General features: G+C 62.1%; 16 protein-coding genes. 4 read left to right on the top strand and 12 right to left on the bottom strand.

Annotated elements, in window-relative coordinates:
• Positions 1-7: 7 nt before the first annotated feature.
• The 9 genes from AT302_RS11150 to AT302_RS11110 all read right to left on the bottom strand — a co-directional run bounded on the left by AT302_RS11150 (position 8) and on the right by AT302_RS11110 (position 9,196).
• The gene (locus AT302_RS11150; protein WP_058378501.1) at positions 8-1,423 is read right to left on the bottom strand and encodes an amino acid permease; all 1,416 of its coding nucleotides are present in this window, start codon (positions 1,421-1,423) and stop codon (positions 8-10) included.
• 210 nt (positions 1,424-1,633) lie between these two features.
• Positions 1,634-2,908, bottom strand: coding sequence for a porin (locus AT302_RS11145; RefSeq protein ID WP_058378500.1), 1,275 nt, complete (start codon positions 2,906-2,908; stop codon positions 1,634-1,636).
• Between the two features lie 66 nt (positions 2,909-2,974).
• On the bottom strand, positions 2,975-3,880 hold the full coding sequence (locus AT302_RS11140) for a dihydrodipicolinate synthase family protein (protein ID WP_058378499.1): 906 nt from the start codon (positions 3,878-3,880) through the stop codon (positions 2,975-2,977).
• An 89-nt stretch (positions 3,881-3,969) separates the two neighbouring features.
• Positions 3,970-4,917, bottom strand: coding sequence for an alpha/beta hydrolase (locus AT302_RS11135; protein ID WP_058378498.1), 948 nt, complete (start codon positions 4,915-4,917; stop codon positions 3,970-3,972).
• Positions 4,917-5,678, bottom strand: coding sequence for an ABC transporter ATP-binding protein (locus tag AT302_RS11130; protein WP_218919011.1), 762 nt, complete (start codon positions 5,676-5,678; stop codon positions 4,917-4,919). The genes AT302_RS11135 and AT302_RS11130 overlap by 1 nt, the downstream gene beginning before the upstream one ends.
• Before the next feature lie 86 nt (positions 5,679-5,764).
• On the bottom strand, positions 5,765-6,508 hold the full coding sequence (locus AT302_RS11125) for an ABC transporter permease (protein WP_058378496.1): 744 nt from the start codon (positions 6,506-6,508) through the stop codon (positions 5,765-5,767).
• Positions 6,509-6,536: 28 nt separating this feature from the next.
• Positions 6,537-7,082: a VOC family protein gene (locus AT302_RS11120; protein WP_058378495.1), complete on the bottom strand. Its 546-nt coding sequence runs from the start codon at positions 7,080-7,082 to the stop codon at positions 6,537-6,539.
• 76 nt (positions 7,083-7,158) lie between these two features.
• Positions 7,159-8,202 carry an ABC transporter substrate-binding protein gene (locus AT302_RS11115; RefSeq protein WP_058378494.1) on the bottom strand — a complete coding sequence of 348 codons (1,044 nt, stop codon included), beginning with the start codon at positions 8,200-8,202 and terminating at the stop codon, positions 7,159-7,161.
• 37 nt (positions 8,203-8,239) lie between these two features.
• On the bottom strand, positions 8,240-9,196 hold the full coding sequence (locus tag AT302_RS11110; protein ID WP_058378493.1) for a fumarylacetoacetate hydrolase family protein: 957 nt from the start codon (positions 9,194-9,196) through the stop codon (positions 8,240-8,242).
• Positions 9,197-9,376: 180 nt separating this feature from the next.
• On the opposite strand from AT302_RS11110, the gene AT302_RS11105 reads away from it, so the two are divergent.
• Entirely contained in the window at positions 9,377-10,366 is a 990-nt protein-coding gene (locus tag AT302_RS11105; RefSeq protein WP_058378492.1) for a 2-hydroxyacid dehydrogenase, read from the top strand.
• Between the two features lie 162 nt (positions 10,367-10,528).
• Here AT302_RS11105 and AT302_RS11100 read toward each other — a convergent pair whose 3' ends face one another.
• From AT302_RS11100 to AT302_RS11090, 3 genes are all read right to left on the bottom strand, one after another.
• A complete protein-coding gene (locus tag AT302_RS11100) occupies positions 10,529-12,340 on the bottom strand; it encodes an LVIVD repeat-containing protein (RefSeq protein ID WP_058378491.1) in 1,812 nt (603 codons plus the stop codon).
• A gap of 82 nt (positions 12,341-12,422) precedes the next feature.
• Positions 12,423-13,472, bottom strand: coding sequence for a porin (locus AT302_RS11095; protein ID WP_058378490.1), 1,050 nt, complete (start codon positions 13,470-13,472; stop codon positions 12,423-12,425).
• Between the two features lie 246 nt (positions 13,473-13,718).
• Entirely contained in the window at positions 13,719-14,186 is a 468-nt protein-coding gene (locus AT302_RS11090) for a VOC family protein (protein ID WP_237172122.1), read from the bottom strand.
• A 286-nt stretch (positions 14,187-14,472) separates the two neighbouring features.
• Between AT302_RS11090 and AT302_RS11085 the strand changes: the two genes are divergently transcribed.
• The 3 genes from AT302_RS11085 (at position 14,473) to AT302_RS11075 (ending at position 16,505) form a co-directional block, all read left to right on the top strand.
• The gene (locus tag AT302_RS11085) at positions 14,473-15,123 is read left to right on the top strand and encodes a GntR family transcriptional regulator (RefSeq protein ID WP_058378488.1); all 651 of its coding nucleotides are present in this window, start codon (positions 14,473-14,475) and stop codon (positions 15,121-15,123) included.
• 292 nt (positions 15,124-15,415) lie between these two features.
• The gene (locus tag AT302_RS11080) at positions 15,416-15,916 is read left to right on the top strand and encodes an inclusion body family protein (RefSeq protein ID WP_058380261.1); all 501 of its coding nucleotides are present in this window, start codon (positions 15,416-15,418) and stop codon (positions 15,914-15,916) included.
• Between the two features lie 91 nt (positions 15,917-16,007).
• A complete protein-coding gene (locus AT302_RS11075; RefSeq protein ID WP_058378487.1) occupies positions 16,008-16,505 on the top strand; it encodes an AidA/PixA family protein in 498 nt (165 codons plus the stop codon).
• The last annotated feature ends 130 nt before the right edge of the window (positions 16,506-16,635 follow it).

The raw sequence follows: 16,635 nt of genomic DNA, 5'->3' as shown, positions 1-16,635 counted from the left end.
GGAACGGTCAGTTCCCCTGCCCTTGAATCTTCGCAGCAGGCGCGGCTGCCACAGCACGCCCGCGATACCACACGAAGTACACCACCGACAGCGCGATGATGAACGGCACGCCGTAGACCAGCGTCATACGGAACTCGTCGGTAAAGTACGTCGTGACGAGCGTGGCCAGCATCAACAAGGCCCCCGTGAGACTCGCATACGGATAGCCCCACATGCGGAAGCTCAGCGTCTTCGCCTCATGACGGCGGCGGAAGTACAGGTGCGTGACGAAGATCATCAGCCACGTGAACATCGCGCCGAACATCGACACCGACATCATCAGCGTGAACGATGCCTGCGGCGCCATGACGTTAAGCGCGACGGCGAGCGCGATACCGATGGTCGAGAGCAGGAGTGCCGCCACCGGCACGCCGTTGCGGCTCACTTCACCGAAGCGGCGCGGCGCATAACCGGCACGCGACAGGCTGAACATCATGCGCGTGGTGATATAGAGCTGACTGTTCATGGCGGAGAGCGCCGCGACAAGGATCACCAGATTGATCACCCCTGCGGCACCCGGGATATGCGTGGCGGCCATCACCTTCACGAACGGGCTGCCATCTTCACCCGCAGCACTCCACGGCACGATGGCAAGCGTCAAGGCCAGCGTGAGCAGATAGAAGAACACCAGACGGAACATCGTCGCGCGAAATGCCTGCGTGATCGCGCGCTGCGGGTCCTGCGCCTCGCCCGCCGCCACCGCAATCATTTCGATGCTCAGATAGCTGAAGATCGACACGATGACGGCAACCCACATACCCCACGCGCCCTTCGGGAAGAAGCCGCCGTGTGACGTGTAGTTGGCAATACCGATGCCGCTCTCGGCCGGTGCGCGGAATACCACATACGCACCCAGCATCAGGAAGGCCACGATGGCCACGATCTTGAGCATCGAGAACGCATACTCGACCGCGCCGAACACTTTCACGCTGGCGGCATTGATACCGATGAGCCCCGCCGAGAAACCGACGATCCAGTACCAGCCCGGCACTGCGGGAAACCAGTACTTCATGTACACAGCGATGGCCGTGACTTCCGTGCCCACGGCGAACACGATCGACGACCAGTACGCGTAACGCACCAGAAAGCCAGCCAGCGGCCCGATGTAGTGTTCTGCGTATGCACCGAACGAGCCTGACGTCGGGTGCGCCACGGTCATTTCCGCCAGACACCCCATCAGCAACAGTGCAATCGCACCGCCGATGGCATAACTGAGCAGCACGCTCGGCCCGGCAAAGCCGATGGCAAACGCGCTGCCGAGAAACAGCCCCGTGCCGATCGCACCGCCAATGGCGATCATCGACAACTGACCGCTCGTCAGGCCGCGATGCAGGCCCTTCTCCCGCTCGACAATGCTGTCGAAGCCCGGTTTGGTTGTACTCAATTTCGTCTCCTGTTCTTCTGTCTTTCAGTACTCACGCCAGTGCGGCGTCAGGTTGTCGCATCATCGATAAGGAATGCGAACAAAATTCACCCACTACCGTGCTGGCAAGTCTAGTCAGCCGTTTTCGCTATGTACAATCAAGAAATCATCGGTGGGTATGGGGTTTGGGAATAGCTGAACGCCATGGTTTTCGTGGATGAAACTCCACCATCAGAAACTGTGCTCGATACCCACACCCACGCCGCGATAATGCGTGCCCGGCGGTGCATTGCCGCCGTTGCCGGAGATCGGCCGCGGTGAGAATCCGTAGCTGCCCCACGCGCGGTTGATCACTTGGTAATACGCCACATACACATCGGTACGGCGCGAGAAGTCGTAGCGATAACCCAGATTCATTTGGGTGGCGCCCAACCCGTCGGTACTGCACGCCCCGCCGCCACTGCGTGAACACGCGCCGTCCATCGCATAGCCACCGCCGATCCAGACGGAATGCTGGCCGCCACCGAACCAGTGCTGCACCATCGCGTAGACCGCATCGCGCCGGTAGCGATTCAGGTTGCCGACGGTGCCGTCGTCGGTGCGATACGTCAGGCGATCCCACCCGGCCACCCATTTCGTCCCCGCATAGGTGAACGTGATGAGCACCTTGTGCGCGTCGTCGGTCGAGCCCGTCGCACGCGAACCCGCGTTGGACGGATTGCCAGACGCGGGCGCGCCCAGCCATGCCAGTCCGAAATAGTCCTTGTGCAGTTCATAGGCGTAGCGCACGCGCAGCGGGCCATTCAGGTATTCGAGGCCTGCACCGAACACCTGCGGCGAGATATCCCCCGCAGGTGTCGCCACCTTGCCCTGCGACGGCGAATACGAGAACCGCATATGCAGACCGGCCCAATCCGGCGTCCAGTACTGAATGCTGTTGCCCTGACGACGATTGAAGGTCGCATCGGCCGCGTTGTTTACGCGCCCGGACTGCGTGGTCGTGTTGGGCACGTTGAAGCCGGGGTTGCTCAGAATCGTGCTCAGATCGCCCGTGTACGGATTGCGCACGGGTGAGCCGACCGACAACGTGGACCATTGGTACGGCGTATCCCAGTTGCCGAGAAACGCCGTGCCGAACGGCCCCGCCAGTCCCACGTTCGTATTGCGTCCCGCAATGGCGACGCCGGACGCCTTGCCGTCGATGGCGACCGGTGTCTCGATCTGCCAGATCGCCGAATACCCGTCGCCAAGGTCTTCCTTGCCGCGCATGCCGAAGTACGAAATGCTCGACATCATGCGGGTGCTGGTCGCCTCGCCGACATTGATGGCGCCCGCCGGCGCTTGTGTCGGGCGTGGTGTCCCGGCAGGCACATGGCGCCCGCTCACGCTGACCCCATCGGTCATGGGTGTGAGTAGCCCGTAGATCTGCACCTGCGCGTGCGACATCTCATACACGCTCATGCCGAGCACGACACCCAGCACACGCGCGCCCGCGTGCCCGGCCATGGCCCGTCGCCGCGTAAGCTGCCGGCCCGGCCTTTGAGAAAACCGCAACGCGCCGCGCATCGCCGCTCAGCCCGGCAGCGCGAAACCGCACGCCGCCAATTGCGCGTGCAAGGCCGCGTGTTGTGCTTCGCTCAACGCCGAGAGCGGCGGGCGCAGTTGGGCCCACGCGGCATCGTCGCGCTGTGACGCGAGCACAGCTTTGAGCGCCGGAATCATCGGGAACGATTGCACGACGCTGCGCACGGCATCGGCTTGCGCCTGCAGTGCCGGGCCGTTGTCGCCAGACCATTCGCGGCACAGCTGACCGATGACGGCCGGATTGATGTTGACGGTCGCCGAGATGCAGCCCTTCGCCCCCTTCGCCGAAGCACGCGAAACCAGCGACTCCGACGCAGGGAAAATGCCGAAGCCCGGGAAGGCATCGAGCATCGCGCTCAGATTCTGCCAATCGCCTGAGCTGTCCTTGATGCCGACGACTGTGTTCGGGAAATCGCGAATCAGGCGCTCGATGACCGGCAGCGTGATCGGCACGCCCGACAGCGCGGGGATGTGATACAGGTACAGCCGCAAACGGTCGTCGGCCACGGCATCGATCACTCGCGCGTAGTAGCTGTACAGACCGTCGTCGGTAATGCCCTTGTAGAAGAACGGCGGCAGCATCAACACGCCGGCACAACCGCGTGCCACGGCATGACGCGTCAGTGCCACGGTTTCCGGCAGCGCACAGCAGCCGGTACCCGGCAGCATGCGTCGCGGGTCCAGCCCAGCGTCGATCAGATGATCGAGCAAGGCCATGCGCTCTTGCGTGCCCAATGAGTTCGCTTCGCTGTTCGTGCCGAACGGGGCGAGCCCGACGCCGTGAGACAGCAACCATGCGCAATGCGCGAGAAAACGGGGGGCATCCGGCGTCAGATCCGCTTGAAACGGCGTGACGACGGGCGCAAACGCCCCGGTCAATGCTTGATCGACCATGACAGTTCCTTGGAGGTAGGGAGAGATGTGTTGCGCTGCCTGTGTGTTTGCTACCGCTTTTTCATCACATCAGGCAGGCGCGGACCGCATCAAGGCGATGGGTTGAGTTCGTGCAGGAATTGCAGAATTTCGCGACCGAGGGCGTCGTCCCCCGTATCGATGTGGGCAACGACCGACGTGTGGTTGTGATCGCGCACCTGAACAAAACGCGGCGCGCGCTTGTCACGCTGCGACAGTCGATGGCAAAACTCGAGCGCGTAGGTATCGAGATGGGGATTCTCGAATTCCGCGACGACGACCATCGCGGGCACCGGCAACGCATCGGCATGAGCCATGGGCGCGTCCGCCTCATGACGTGCTGCGTCAGCGCCGTAGTACGCCACCACGCCCGGGGCATTCGGGTTATCGGGCAGCACATCGGCACGCAAGCGCGCACTGATCAACACCGTGCCCGCCACTTCGGGTTGTGCCGGACGCAGACGCGGATCGCACAGATAGCTCGCGACGTGCGAGCCGCCCGCAGAATGGCCGATGAGCAGAATGCGCGAGGTATCGGCACCAGCGGTTCCCGCGTACTCACCGAGGTGCCGATGCACCCAGCGCATGGCATCGGCCACGTCCTGCGCACCGCCCGGGAATGCCGCTTCCGGGGCGAGCCGGTATTCCACATTCACCGCCAGACAGCCGTGACGCGCGAAATAGCGCGGCACGTTGCCATAGATCTGCGCGTTGGCGTTCATGTCCCCGCGCACAAACCCACCCCCATGCACGAAGACGACGACCGGCATCGGCGCATCGGGTAACGGGTTCGGCCGATACACGTCGAGCCGGTGACGGGTATGCGAGCCGTAAGCTACGTCGCGCACGACGTCGTAGCCATCGGTCGCCGCAACGTCGGCTTTTTCGAGCAGCGGCGTGTAAGCGTCGAGCACCGCGCGGCGGCCGGCAGCAATGTCGTTCGTCCAGACCGGCCCAAGGGCGCGCATCCGCTCGCGCGCGACCTGCCAGTCGGCCACCGGGGTTGTTGCCTGCGACATCAGTAGACTCCCATCAATTGCGAGAGCTGCGCGATGTAGCCGGCGTAGCGCGGGTGCTGCTTGATCGTCTGCGGTGCGCGCGGACGCGGCAGATCGATCGTCACTTCTTCCACGATCTTGCCGGGACGTGCCGACATCACGATGACGCGATCCGACAGGAATACCGCCTCTTCGATGCTGTGCGTGACCAGCAGCACCGTCTGCCGATGCTCCTGCCAGATGCGCAGCAGTTCGACGTTGAGGTTGTCGCGCGTAAGTGCGTCGAGGGCACCGAACGGCTCGTCCATCAGCAGAACCTTCGGCTCAAGCGCGAGAATCTGACCGATCGACGCGCGCTGGCGCATACCGCCCGACAGCTCGTGCGGATGGTGATCGGCGAACTGCGACAGGCCGAGCATTTCCAGCAGCGCGGCCACGCGCGGCTCGCTCTTCTCCTTCGGAATCTTGCGCAGGCTCGTACCAAGCAACAGGTTCTGCCGCACGGTCAGCCACGGCAGCATGTTGCTCGTCTGGAACACCACACCGATCTCAGGCACCGGACGCGACACGCGCTGCCCCGCCACGCGAATCTCACCACCGTCGTGCGGCACCAGCCCCGCGACGATGCGCAGCAACGTGCTCTTGCCGCAACCGCTCGCGCCGAGAATCGACACGAACTCCTGATCGGCGATCGACAGCGACACGTCGTCGAGAATGCGGACCGGTGCCGATTTGCGCGCCTTGCCCGCGAAGGTCTTGTCGATGTGGCGAATCTCGATCATCGCTTCATCGGTTTGGGCCGCCGGTGCGCGACCGGCATCCACCGAAGGGGCGGCCTGCGCCGCCGTGTGCAGTTTCGTCACGGTATTCATACGTTGATTCCTCGCCACCAGACCATGCGTGCCAGACGCTCGATCACCCAGTACAGCACCACGGCCAGCAGCGTCACCATCAGGATCGCCGCGAACATCACGTCGGTGCGGGCCGCCGCCGAGGCGAACACGATCAGATGCCCCAGCCCTTCTTCCGAGCCGATGAACTCGCCGACGATGGCACCGATCACCGCCAGCGGCATGGCGATCTTGAGACCGTCGGCAAATGCGGGCAGCGCCGCCGGCAGGTACAGCCGCCAGAAGGTGTCCCACGGGCTCGCACCGAGTGCCCGGAAGTGCTCGTCAAGGTTGCGCGCCACCGAGGCCAGACCGCCCATGGTGGCGACCACCACCGGGAAGAAGGCGAACAGGAACGTGGACGCCAGCTTGGACGCGAAGCCATAGCCGAACCACACGATCATGAGCGGCGCGAGCGCAATCTTCGGCATGCTTTGCAGCGCCGTGACGAGCGGGTAAAGCGTGCGGCGCGCAAATGCGCTGTAGCTGATCACCACGCCGATCAGCAGACCGCCCGCCACCGCTGCCACGAAGCCGGTCAGCACTTCGACGGTCGTGACCCACGTATCGGCCAGCATCTGCGGATGGATTTCCCAAGCAGCGCGAAAGATCGCCGACGGTGGCGGCATCAGGTACGACTGCACCTTGAAGTACGACACGGCCAGTTCCCACAGGGCGAGCAGTACGCCCCAAAATACGATCGTCTGTGCGATGCGTTTCATGTGATGTCTCCTCCAGATTGCCGGCGCGTTACGACTTGCCGCCCGACTTATCCTTGACCATCCCCGGCGGGGGCGGCACCACAAAACGCTCGAAGCGGAACCGGTCGAAGCTCTCGATATTGCGCTCCCACACCTTCGCTTCGTACGGATGCTCGGCGTCGATCTGGGTCATCTCGCAATACAGCTCGACGTTGTTGCCGTCCGGGTCCTTGAACACGAGGAAGTAGTTCGCCCCCGGGCCGTGGCGGCCGATACCGCGCACGATTTCGACGTTATGCGCGCGCAGCACGTCAACCGCCTTCTCCATTTCCTCCACACTCTCGACGAGGTACGAGAAGTGCTCCATGCCCGGGCGGCTGTAGCGCGGCAGGTCATCGATATCGGGCGAGTTCTTCGGAATTTGCGAGAGCGCCAGATCGTGGTGGTCGCTGCCGGCACGCAGAAAGACCATCTGATCGTCGATCCAGTCGGACACGGTCAGGCCCAGCACTTCGGTATAAAACTTCACCGACTTCTGGATATCGCGCACGACCAACACCAGATGGCCGAGACGCTTGGGTTTGAGGCTTGTCATCTCCACTCCTTGCTTTGCTTCTAATCGGGGGCTTGCGAAGGGTATTACGGTGTTACGAGAGGCTTGCTGCGGTGCCTCACTCGACGAACTGATTGGTGTAGATGTCGGTGGCCTTCAACGTAGGCGGCAGGTTGAAAGCGTCGCGCACGAACTTCGCGGTGGCTTCCATGCGCGGCACGGGCACCCAGCCGGGCTTGTGGCCCTTGGTTTCCGCATCGCTGCCCAAGCCGTTGATCTGCTTGACCTGTTCCAACATGACCTGCTTGTCGAGCATCGGGTATTGCGACGCGATGATGCCGGCCGACTCTTCCGGGTGCTCACGCAGCCACGCATAGCCGCGATACGTCGCCTGCACAAAGCGGCGCACGACGTCGGGCTTCTGCGCGACCATCTTTTCGGTCGTCACGAGGCCGTTGCCGACCATGTCGAGACCGAAGTCGCGATAGCGCAGCATGCCGATCTCACGGCCCTGTTTGGCGGCCAACGCGCGCAGTACCGGCAGGTTCGCCCCTTCCCAGCACTCGGTCAGGTCGATTCGGCCTTGCAGGAACGACGGATTGATCGTCGACGGATCGAGGCGCAGCAGCTTAACCGACGTCGGCGGCAGGCCATTGGCCTTCAGCCAAGCCGGTACGATGTTTTGCAGCGGCGATGCCCCGCCGCCGCCCATCGTCAGACCCTTGAGGTCGGCCGGTTTAGTAATCGTGCGACCGGGTTTGACGAGGTAGCAGATCGCCCCGGGCCAAGCCACGTTGACCGAACCGACCATCACCGTCTTGCCGCCCTGCGCGCGATTGAGCATCACGCTGATGGGGTCGCCATAGCCAAAGTCGAACAGTCCCTGATCGACTTCATTGACGGTGCGCTGACCGCCATGACCGGCAATGGCCGAGACATCGAGCCCGGCCTCGCGGTAAAAGCCCTTGTTGATGGCGACCAGCACGCCGCCGGTACTGCCTTGCGGCAGCCATGAGAGGTTGAACTTCACTTTCTCCTGCGCGGCGACCGGCGTCGCCCACAGGGCGCCAGCGCCCACGGCGCCGATGCTTCCGAGGGTTCCAATGGATCCGACGCATGCGAGCGCCGTCCACCAACGCTTTGCCCACTGCCACTGCTGCATTGCTGCCTCCTCCTGGCCGCCGCTCTAGCGGCCTTTGTTATTTGCGCTGTGCCACGACGCGGTTCTCGATGGCGCCAATGCCCTCGATGCCCGCCACCATGACGTCACCCGCCTTGAGATACACGCCACGCCCCATGCCCACGCCGGTCGGCGTGCCCGTGGCGATCAGATCGCCGGGCTTGAGCGTGAGGATGCCGGACAGGTAAGCGATCTGCTCCGCAATGTTGAAGATCATCCCTGCCGTCGTGTCGTCCTGCATCGACTCGCCGTTGACCGACAGCGTCATGCGCAGGTTCTGGGGATCGCGAATGACATCGCGCGGCACAAACCACGGCCCCAGAGGAGCGAAGGTATCGAAACTCTTGCCGCGAAACCAGTCGTGCGTAAACGGATAGTCGGTGCGGCGGTTGAGATCTCGTGCGCTCACGTCGTTGATGACCGTGTAACCCGCGATCCACTCGTGGGCCTGTTCTACCGGTACGTGGCGGCCCGGACGGCCAATCACCACGGCCAGTTCGACCTCCCAGTCAACGCGCTCGGCATTGGGCGGCAGCACCACGTCGGTGTTGGTGGCCGTCACGCTGGTCTCGGCTTTCATGAACATGTACGGCGAGCTTTCGCTGCGCGGCGCGAGCTTGGTGCCCATTTCGGCCGCATGTTCGTAGAAATTCGACGCCGTGGCGAAGATCCGGCCCGGCTGATACGGCACGCACAGGCGGTATTGGCTGGTCTCCAGCGCGCTGACCTTGTTCACCACACCGGCATCCAGTGCCTGACGCACGGCCGCCATCACGGTCTCGCCATGCACATACCAGTCGGAGAGCAGCGCCGTCAGATTCTGCGCGGCCAGTACGCCGTCGTCATTGCCTGCGCCCGTGTGGCGCAGCACGGCTTCCAGATCGTACAGGCGGCCATGTTGCACCAGCGCCGTACGGCGATCGGCACCTGCCCCCGGTGCCAGCGATTCATAAGTTGCGATACCAAACCAAGTCACACCTTCCTCCTATCTCTTTACTGAAATTCGATGTCGCTTACGCGCATCGGTTGTCTTTTTGATTGCTCTATGAACATACAATACATAGCATATGTATACATGGCAATTAATTTGTATTTTATTTTTCAATCCTTCACAACGCGGCGATTAAGCTGCGATTGACCAGCGAATAAGGCACCCATGAACGACGCTCCCCTGATGCTCAATCTCATCGCACTGGCCCCGCAGGCACGCGCGCAATTGCTGGCCGCCGGCGTGCGACTGCACGACGTGAATCCGCGTGCGCTGGCGGATGCCACCGATGCCGCCGATCGCGCTGCCATCGCCTCGGCACGTCTGGTGCTCACCAACGGCACGACCGGACTCACGGCGGCACAGATGCAGGCGCTGCCGCAGCTCGAACTCGTTTGTGCCTTTGGCGCAGGGTTCGAGAACATCGACGTGGCCGCCGCCACCGAACGCGGCATTGCCGTCGCCCATGCGCCCAACACGAACGGCGAGACGGTGGCCGATCACGCCTTGGCCCTGATGCTCGCCGTGGCACGCGGCCTCGTCACACTCGACCGCGCCGTGAAAGCCGGTGGCTGGGAATCGCACCGCGCCCCCCGTCCGACGCTCAATGGCGCGCGACTCGGCGTCGTCGGTCTCGGCAACATCGGTCAGGCGATCGCCCTTCGCGCGGCAGGCTTCGGCATGTCGGTCGGCTATCACACCCGCACGCCACGCACGGACGGTCCAAGCCACGCATGGCAGCACTACGCCAACGTCAGTGAACTGGCCCGCGACAGCGACTTCCTCGTACTGGCCTGCCCCGGCGGCCCGGCGACCCATCATCTGGTCAACACCGACGTGCTGGCGCAACTCGGCCCGAAAGGCTTTCTGGTGAACGTGGCGCGCGGCAGCGTGGTCGATACCGTGGCGCTGATCGAAGCGCTGTGCGACGGCGTCATCGCCGGTGCCGCGCTCGATGTCTACGAGACGGAACCCGAGGTGCCGTCGGCGCTGCGCATGCTCGAGAACGTGGTGCTCACGCCGCACATCTCGGGCCGCTCACCTGCCGCCTTGCAAGCGCAGATCGATGTATTACTGGCCAACGTGCGCGCCCATCTCTCGCGCCTGCCGTTGCCTGCTGCGGTGAACACCGTGCGAGGTAACAGAACGTCCGGATAAAAAAAGAAGCGGGCAACCGGGAGACCATCGGAGGTTGCCCGCCTCAACACTTCACCTTGGAGGTCCTGTGAAGTCGCCAGCGGTGGCGGCACGCATTGGCAGTCTTTCGCCAGCGCGTGCCGCAGCGTCACGCCAAATCACACCCAATCAAACAGACTGCGCTTACCGTGCCGGCCAGGGTTTGGCCGGTGCGCCCATGACCGGCTCACCCAGCAGCGGGCTCGACAGTGCATACGCGCCGTTCTCGGTGAAGGCCCACATGATGTTGCGGTCGTACTCGGTGTACATCGCGAACACGCCCTTGCCCAACGTGTACACCGGCAGCTCGGTTTCATCGGCCAGTCCCGGCACGAAGTAGCCGGCAATGGTCGGCTTGGCCGGGTCCTTCACGTCGAAGATCTGCACGCCCGCGCTATAGAACGAGTACGGGACGATGCCCTGACGCCACGTCCCCGGTTGCCCGATGGAGTTCGAACGCTTCGGACCGTAGTTGCCGCCGCGCTGGCAGAAGCTGGTGAACGGTGCGCCTTGGGGCACCTCCGGCTCCGGCAGCTTGGCCGCGACCTTCATCTTGGCGGGGTTACGCGCGTCGACGACGAAGATGTCCTTGTACGGCTCGTAGCAATCGCGGTTCATCGGGTAGCCGCTGGTGAGCACGTAACCGGTGCGCTCGTACTGGCTGACGTCCGCGTTGTCGTATTCGGTGCCTGCGAAACTCGGCGCCGTATTCACGTTGCCGAGTACCTTCGGATGCGCCGGATCGGCGAGATCAAACGACCACAGTCCCAGACCGCCCATCGCACCGAAGCCCACCTTGCCGCCCTGCTCCAGCGGTTTGGGCAGGAAGATCGGCATGCGCGAACCCATCCACGACGTGCGATTGCCTGCGCGTGCGTTCTGGAGATACGCCTGCTCATGCTCGGCGTTGCCGAGGATCTGGCCGGGCACCGAAATCTGCGAGACGAACTTCGGGTTGGCCGGGTCCGACATGTCCCACACCTGATAACCCGGCGAATACAGATAGTTCGGGTATTCGGTGAGCGCGTAGCTGTCGTCGGGTGCTGCCGACAGAATCATGTACTTGCCGCCGTAGAACTCGGGCGAATCGAGCGAGCCCGAACCGCGTTGTTCGCCCACCGGGGCATTCGGACGCGTGTAGTCGGTGGTGCGCGTGGCGATCAGCTTCCAGTCGGACGGCAGCGGGCCGTTCATCTCGAAGACCTTGAAGCCCTTCAGATCGTTGTAATTGCGCTGTGCGGCAACCTTGTCCGGCTGCTTCGACTTGTCGGTCATCAGGCCATAGCGGCCGATTTCGAACGACGCCACGAGAATCGGCTTGCCGAGCTTCTTGTTCCAGACGATGGTCGCGCCGCCCAGATAGTCGTGCACGTTGTTCGGGTCGAACTTCTCGCTCGAACCCTTCGGACCCCACACGCCACCCTTCGAGTAGACGACCTTGCCGTTGGCCGGGTCGGTCACATCCATGATGCGCAGGTAGTCGCGGTCGTGGATGTACAGGTAGCGCTTGCCGTTGAAGTCGGCGATGTTGTTCCACGCATGGAACGGCGAATCCACGCCCGGGTAGAAGGCGAGCACCTTCACGTTCTTGGTGTAGCTCTTCTTGTCCCAATACGGCAGTTCACCCGGGAATTTCTGACCGGTGTGCACTTCGGGCGTGGCCTTCGGCCAGATGAACTTGCCGGTGGCCGGGTCCATGCCGTAGTCGACGCCGGGCTTGAGCGGCTTGGGGGAGCGATCCGGGGTCAGACGCAGCCAGCCGGCCAGATACGGGTCTTTCACGTTCGGCGTGCCGGGCGTGCCCGACGGTTGTGCGTCGGCTTGTGCTGCGGGCGCTGCATTGGTCGCGGCAGGTTCAGATTCCGGTGCCGATGCGTGGGCAGCGAGCGTCATCGTCAGCGCAGCAAGTACCGCCGTGGCGGTGAGCGATACGCCGAGTGTGGGCTTGCGAAACATGTCTTCCTCCTTCGTTTCAAAGTCTACTCGCCGGCACAGCACATGCCGGCGGCGTGGATTCTGGTGAATTCAGATGCGTAGATCAGAATGCGTGGCGGATACCCAGTTGCACCCCCGACGGATTCTGGTTGCCGTTTGGCGTGACCTGGAACGTCACCGGGTAATGCACCGTCGTGTCGTTGCTGTGCTGCACGTGCGCGTAGGTCGCGTAAAGCGTGGTGCGCTTGGACATGCCGTACATGTAGCCGATCACGAAGCCGTTGGCGTTCGAGAGCGCCTTGTTGTCGTCGTCCTGACGGTGGACAAAGCTCGCGTAGAAGCGGTGACGGTCGGTCAGCGCATAGCGAACACCCGCCTGTACGTCCCAGCCGCGCACGTTGAACGCGACGTACGGCGGGTACGCGTAGTAGCCGTTGTACGTGTGATAGATCAAGGTCGGCTCGACGCTGCCGAACTTGTAGGTCGCGGCAAAGTAGTTGTCTCGCGACGAGCGGATTTGACTCGCCGAGAAGATGTCGCGCGTGTATTGCAGCTCGCTCACGGCACCAAGGAAGATGCCGCCGTTGCGGTATTCGACGGCAGCCGACAGGAAGCGCCCGGCGCGCGTGGTATCGCCCACGCCCGTGGTCGCCATGAAGCGCGCCATCAGGCCGTTCCAGCGCGGCGTGTTGTAGGCAATGGCGTTGTCCACGCGGTACGACGCGTAGAAGAACTCCATGTTGTTGACCATACTGAAGTCGGCCGCCCAGCTCGGGTCGGCATAACCGGCAATCCAGTACGACGGCGTGAATTGACGGCCCAGCGAAATTTCACCCCACGGGCCCTTGAGGCCGACAAACGACTGGCGCGCCTGCGCCGATTGGGTGCCGTTGTTCGCCGAGAACATCGGCTCGTAGGTGAAGAAGGCGCGATTGCCGCCGCCCAGTTCTTCAAAGCCGCTCAAATTGAAGCGAGAGTTGTTCAGACCGCCGCTCGACATGCGGGTGACCTTGCCGCCGTTGGCGCCCGATTGCCACAACTGCTCGATGTTCAAGTCCACAAAACCCGAGAGCGTGACGCCTCCGGAAGATTGCGCGTATGCGCCCCCTTGCATTGCGCCCAGTAGCAATGCACCTAACACTCGCTTCTTCATGCCGTCTCCTGAGAATTCTCGTTTTATTTGCGGCGCCCCTTGTTGGGTGTCTGCCGCTCGCCCGTTGTATGTATACAATCTTTCGAATGATTATACATAGCAAAGAAATTGAATTTCTACCGCTATTTGTTTATACAAACGGGCTATTTTTTTATAGCGGGTTACCCCTGATAGGCGGTGTCCGCCGCCGGCACACCGTGGCCGGCGGGGAAATGGCGCCCCAAAACAGGCGGCGCGCGACGCGGGTCAAAGACCCTTACGGTCGGCTTGCAGACCCTCGTGACGCAGCTTGGGCGCGTCATCGTTGCCCGTGCCGTCCTTCGATGCGCCCCCCCAGCCGTGGGCGGTCACGTCGAAGATCACGCCGTTCGTGTCGAAGAACTTGACCTCGTAGAAGATGTTGCTTTTCACCGGCACTTCGCCCATGTAGTAACGCCCGCCCGCCGCTTCGATCTTGGTGCGCGTGGCTTCGACGTCATCGACCCAGATGCCGATGTGATGCAGGCCCACGAACTCGCGGCCACGGTCGCCGGCGGCTTCATCGTTCTTGTAATTGAGCAGCGCGAGGTTGATGACGCCGTCGGACAGGTACACGCCACGGGCGAGCGACGAGTCGGTTTCACCGACTTTCTTGAAGTCGAACGCCTGCATGTAGAACTCGGCCGCCTTCCAGGGGTCGGGCACGGAAAGCGCGATATGACGCAGTTTGGCCATGATGGAATGTCTCCTTCGTATCGATAGGTCACGTGCGTGACGAACAGAGGCTTGCCGGGGGCCGGCAAACTCGTATGTATACTATCTCAGTGAATTGCATTCCAAAATGCATTTTTGAATACAACATCGTGATGCCGATCAACAAAATCCCCTGCCATTCCCTTCGAATGGGGCGTCAGGCCACAACTTCGGGAAAAAATACCCTTATAATCCGCATGTATACAATCCGAGCCAATGCAAGCCGATTCAAAAAATAATGCACGTCCACGCAACGAGATAACTAACCATGGCCGAAACCATTGCCGCCCGAATCTGCCGGGAGTTGACCGACGAGATCATCGACGGTCGCCTGCCGCCAGGACGGAAGCTGGAAGAAGTTGTGCTGGCCGAACGTTTCAAGGCCTCGCGCACGCCCATTCGCGAAGCCCTGCGCGAGTTGAACGCGCGCGGCCTGATTGAGCTCACGCCGCATAAGGGCGGGGTCGTCGCCAGCATCAGCGTCGACGATCTGTCCGACATGCTCGAAGCGATGTGCGAACTCGACGCACTGTGCTGCCGTCTGAGCGCCCAACGCATGAGCGCCATGCAGAAGAAGCAGTTGGAGATGCTCCACGTTCAGAGCAAGCAGTGTATGGATGCCGGCGACGAAGCCGGTTATCTCGCGCTCAACCGCGAGTTTCACCAGTTGCTGAGCGCCGGTACGCAGAACAAGACGCTGATGGCACTCATCGACAGCCATCGCGAACGTCTGGCACCGTTCCGCGCCGCACAATCGGATGTCGAAGAACGTTTCACCGTGTCGTTCGACGAGCACGATAAAGTCGTCGAAGCGGTGCTCGCCTCCGATGCCGAGGGCGCGTATAACGCCATGCGCAGTCATACGGCTCGGCTGAGCATTCATGTGCTCGATCGGCTGCAACACAATCGCAAGCCGTAATCCTTCATCAATACCCACCCGGGCCGCATCGGTCCGGGTGGCGTCGTTTCAATCCGCCGTTTTGTAGTTTTTGACGGATCTCACGCCACGACTCGCGAAGCCAACGTTCTCAACGTACTGCTCGCAATCGTCACCTATGAGTCTCAGCGCAGTGCAACGCCGAGAGGTTGCCGCGCTCGTTCTCACCTTCTAGCTTCCACAAATGAAACGCGAGGCATCGCTTTTGCCGCGCGTCGTGCCCGTCGTCTTTCGGACCGACGGCATCTCGCTCTACCCTTTTGTGGAGACTTATATGTCTGAAGTTACTGATGTACTCGTCGCAATCGACACCAAGGCGGTTCTCGATCGGTATGGCAGGAACAGCAGCATGTCGAATCCGCCGTTGATCGACGCCAAGCACGTGTTCATGATCGTCACGCAGAAGAACGTTGTCAGCGGCCAGGCCGGCGGCGAGCTCGATGTCGCCGCACGTATCGGCGACGTGATTCGCTGGCGGGAAAATTCGCTCTCGCTGGGCTTCGAAGAGTCATGCATCTTCTACAAATTCGTGAGTAGTCAGGTCAAGTTGATCTCCGATCCCTCGCCGCGCGAGGCCGAAGTCAAAATTCCCGTGCCCAATCCGGACGACCCGTCCAAGCCGAAGAAGCAACAGGTCTCGAACTACTTCTGGTCTTGCGAAACACTCAAGACCGGCCGCGTGACGTATCACTTCCAGTTTCAAATTCTGGATCGCAGCGGCAATCTCTGCGGCTGCTATCAATGGGATCCGTTCATCAGCATTCGTAACGACTGAGCGCTCTGACTGAACCCTCTGCGCCCCATTTGGCGGCGATCCACCGCTTGGTGGATCGCGCGACCTCACGCCCCATGGCAAGGAATTCACGATGGCCAAAGACAAGCCGCCCCACGCGCGCGAGACGAACACCGCCGGTGCTAACGTATTGCTCGTCATCGATACCGGCGCACTGCTCGCCGGAGAATCCGAGCCCGCTTGTTGCTACGCACTATGCACCGGCTTGGACTCGCTACTGACAAGCAACGACGGGCAACTTCATGTCAACGCCGTGGCCGGCGAACAGGTGCGCGTCAGGTGGTCGCCGACCGCCGTACGCGGCGAGCACGCCGTACTGCTCAATTTGCAGTTGGCTAACGAGGACGTGCTGACGAATCTGACGCTGCAAACTAACCCGGAGGCCACCGTCCGAGTGCCACAGATGGGAGAACCGGCCGAAGTTGAGGCGCGTCCCGCACACGATGCGTTCTGGCAACTCGACGTCGCCGCCGAAGGCAGCGTGGCATTGACGCTTAAGGCCATCGTGACGGATCGCGACGCCGAAATCGCCGGTACGTTCGAATGGCCACTGAGCATTGTTGTCGGCTGAGGTCATCGCCCGGGAGGTTCGAGCATCACTCATCTATTTAGAAATCGAATGCTATCCATTCTGATATTTAATTTGTCGATGCGCGGTCCGTTCGCTATCTTGTAAGTCTTTCCCCGCACTTCACGCCCCC

The organism is Pandoraea norimbergensis, from assembly GCF_001465545.3.
GTDB classification, from domain to species: domain Bacteria; phylum Pseudomonadota; class Gammaproteobacteria; order Burkholderiales; family Burkholderiaceae; genus Pandoraea; species Pandoraea norimbergensis.
The sequence above is the reverse complement of the archived record's forward strand: the minus strand, read 5'-3'. Positions and strand labels throughout refer to the sequence as shown.

Excerpts from the sequence above, each read along its gene's own strand:
- AT302_RS11145 (WP_058378500.1), bottom strand. The coding sequence starts at position 2,908 with ATGGCCGGGCACGCGGGCGCGCGTGTGCTGGGTGTCGTGCTCGGCATG.
- AT302_RS11095 (WP_058378490.1), bottom strand. The coding sequence starts at position 13,472 with ATGAAGAAGCGAGTGTTAGGTGCATTGCTACTGGGCGCAATGCAAGGG.
- AT302_RS11105 (WP_058378492.1), top strand. The coding sequence starts at position 9,377 with ATGAACGACGCTCCCCTGATGCTCAATCTCATCGCACTGGCCCCGCAG.
- AT302_RS11085 (WP_058378488.1), top strand. The coding sequence starts at position 14,473 with ATGGCCGAAACCATTGCCGCCCGAATCTGCCGGGAGTTGACCGACGAG.
- AT302_RS11100 (WP_058378491.1), bottom strand. The coding sequence starts at position 12,340 with ATGTTTCGCAAGCCCACACTCGGCGTATCGCTCACCGCCACGGCGGTA.
- AT302_RS11075 (WP_058378487.1), top strand. The coding sequence starts at position 16,008 with ATGGCCAAAGACAAGCCGCCCCACGCGCGCGAGACGAACACCGCCGGT.
- AT302_RS11120 (WP_058378495.1), bottom strand. The coding sequence starts at position 7,082 with ATGACAAGCCTCAAACCCAAGCGTCTCGGCCATCTGGTGTTGGTCGTG.
- AT302_RS11140 (WP_058378499.1), bottom strand. The coding sequence starts at position 3,880 with ATGGTCGATCAAGCATTGACCGGGGCGTTTGCGCCCGTCGTCACGCCG.
- AT302_RS11090 (WP_237172122.1), bottom strand. The coding sequence starts at position 14,186 with ATGGCCAAACTGCGTCATATCGCGCTTTCCGTGCCCGACCCCTGGAAG.
- AT302_RS11080 (WP_058380261.1), top strand. The coding sequence starts at position 15,416 with ATGTCTGAAGTTACTGATGTACTCGTCGCAATCGACACCAAGGCGGTT.
- AT302_RS11135 (WP_058378498.1), bottom strand. The coding sequence starts at position 4,917 with ATGTCGCAGGCAACAACCCCGGTGGCCGACTGGCAGGTCGCGCGCGAG.
- AT302_RS11130 (WP_218919011.1), bottom strand. The coding sequence starts at position 5,678 with ATGATCGAGATTCGCCACATCGACAAGACCTTCGCGGGCAAGGCGCGC.
- AT302_RS11125 (WP_058378496.1), bottom strand. The coding sequence starts at position 6,508 with ATGAAACGCATCGCACAGACGATCGTATTTTGGGGCGTACTGCTCGCC.
- AT302_RS11115 (WP_058378494.1), bottom strand. The coding sequence starts at position 8,202 with ATGCAGCAGTGGCAGTGGGCAAAGCGTTGGTGGACGGCGCTCGCATGC.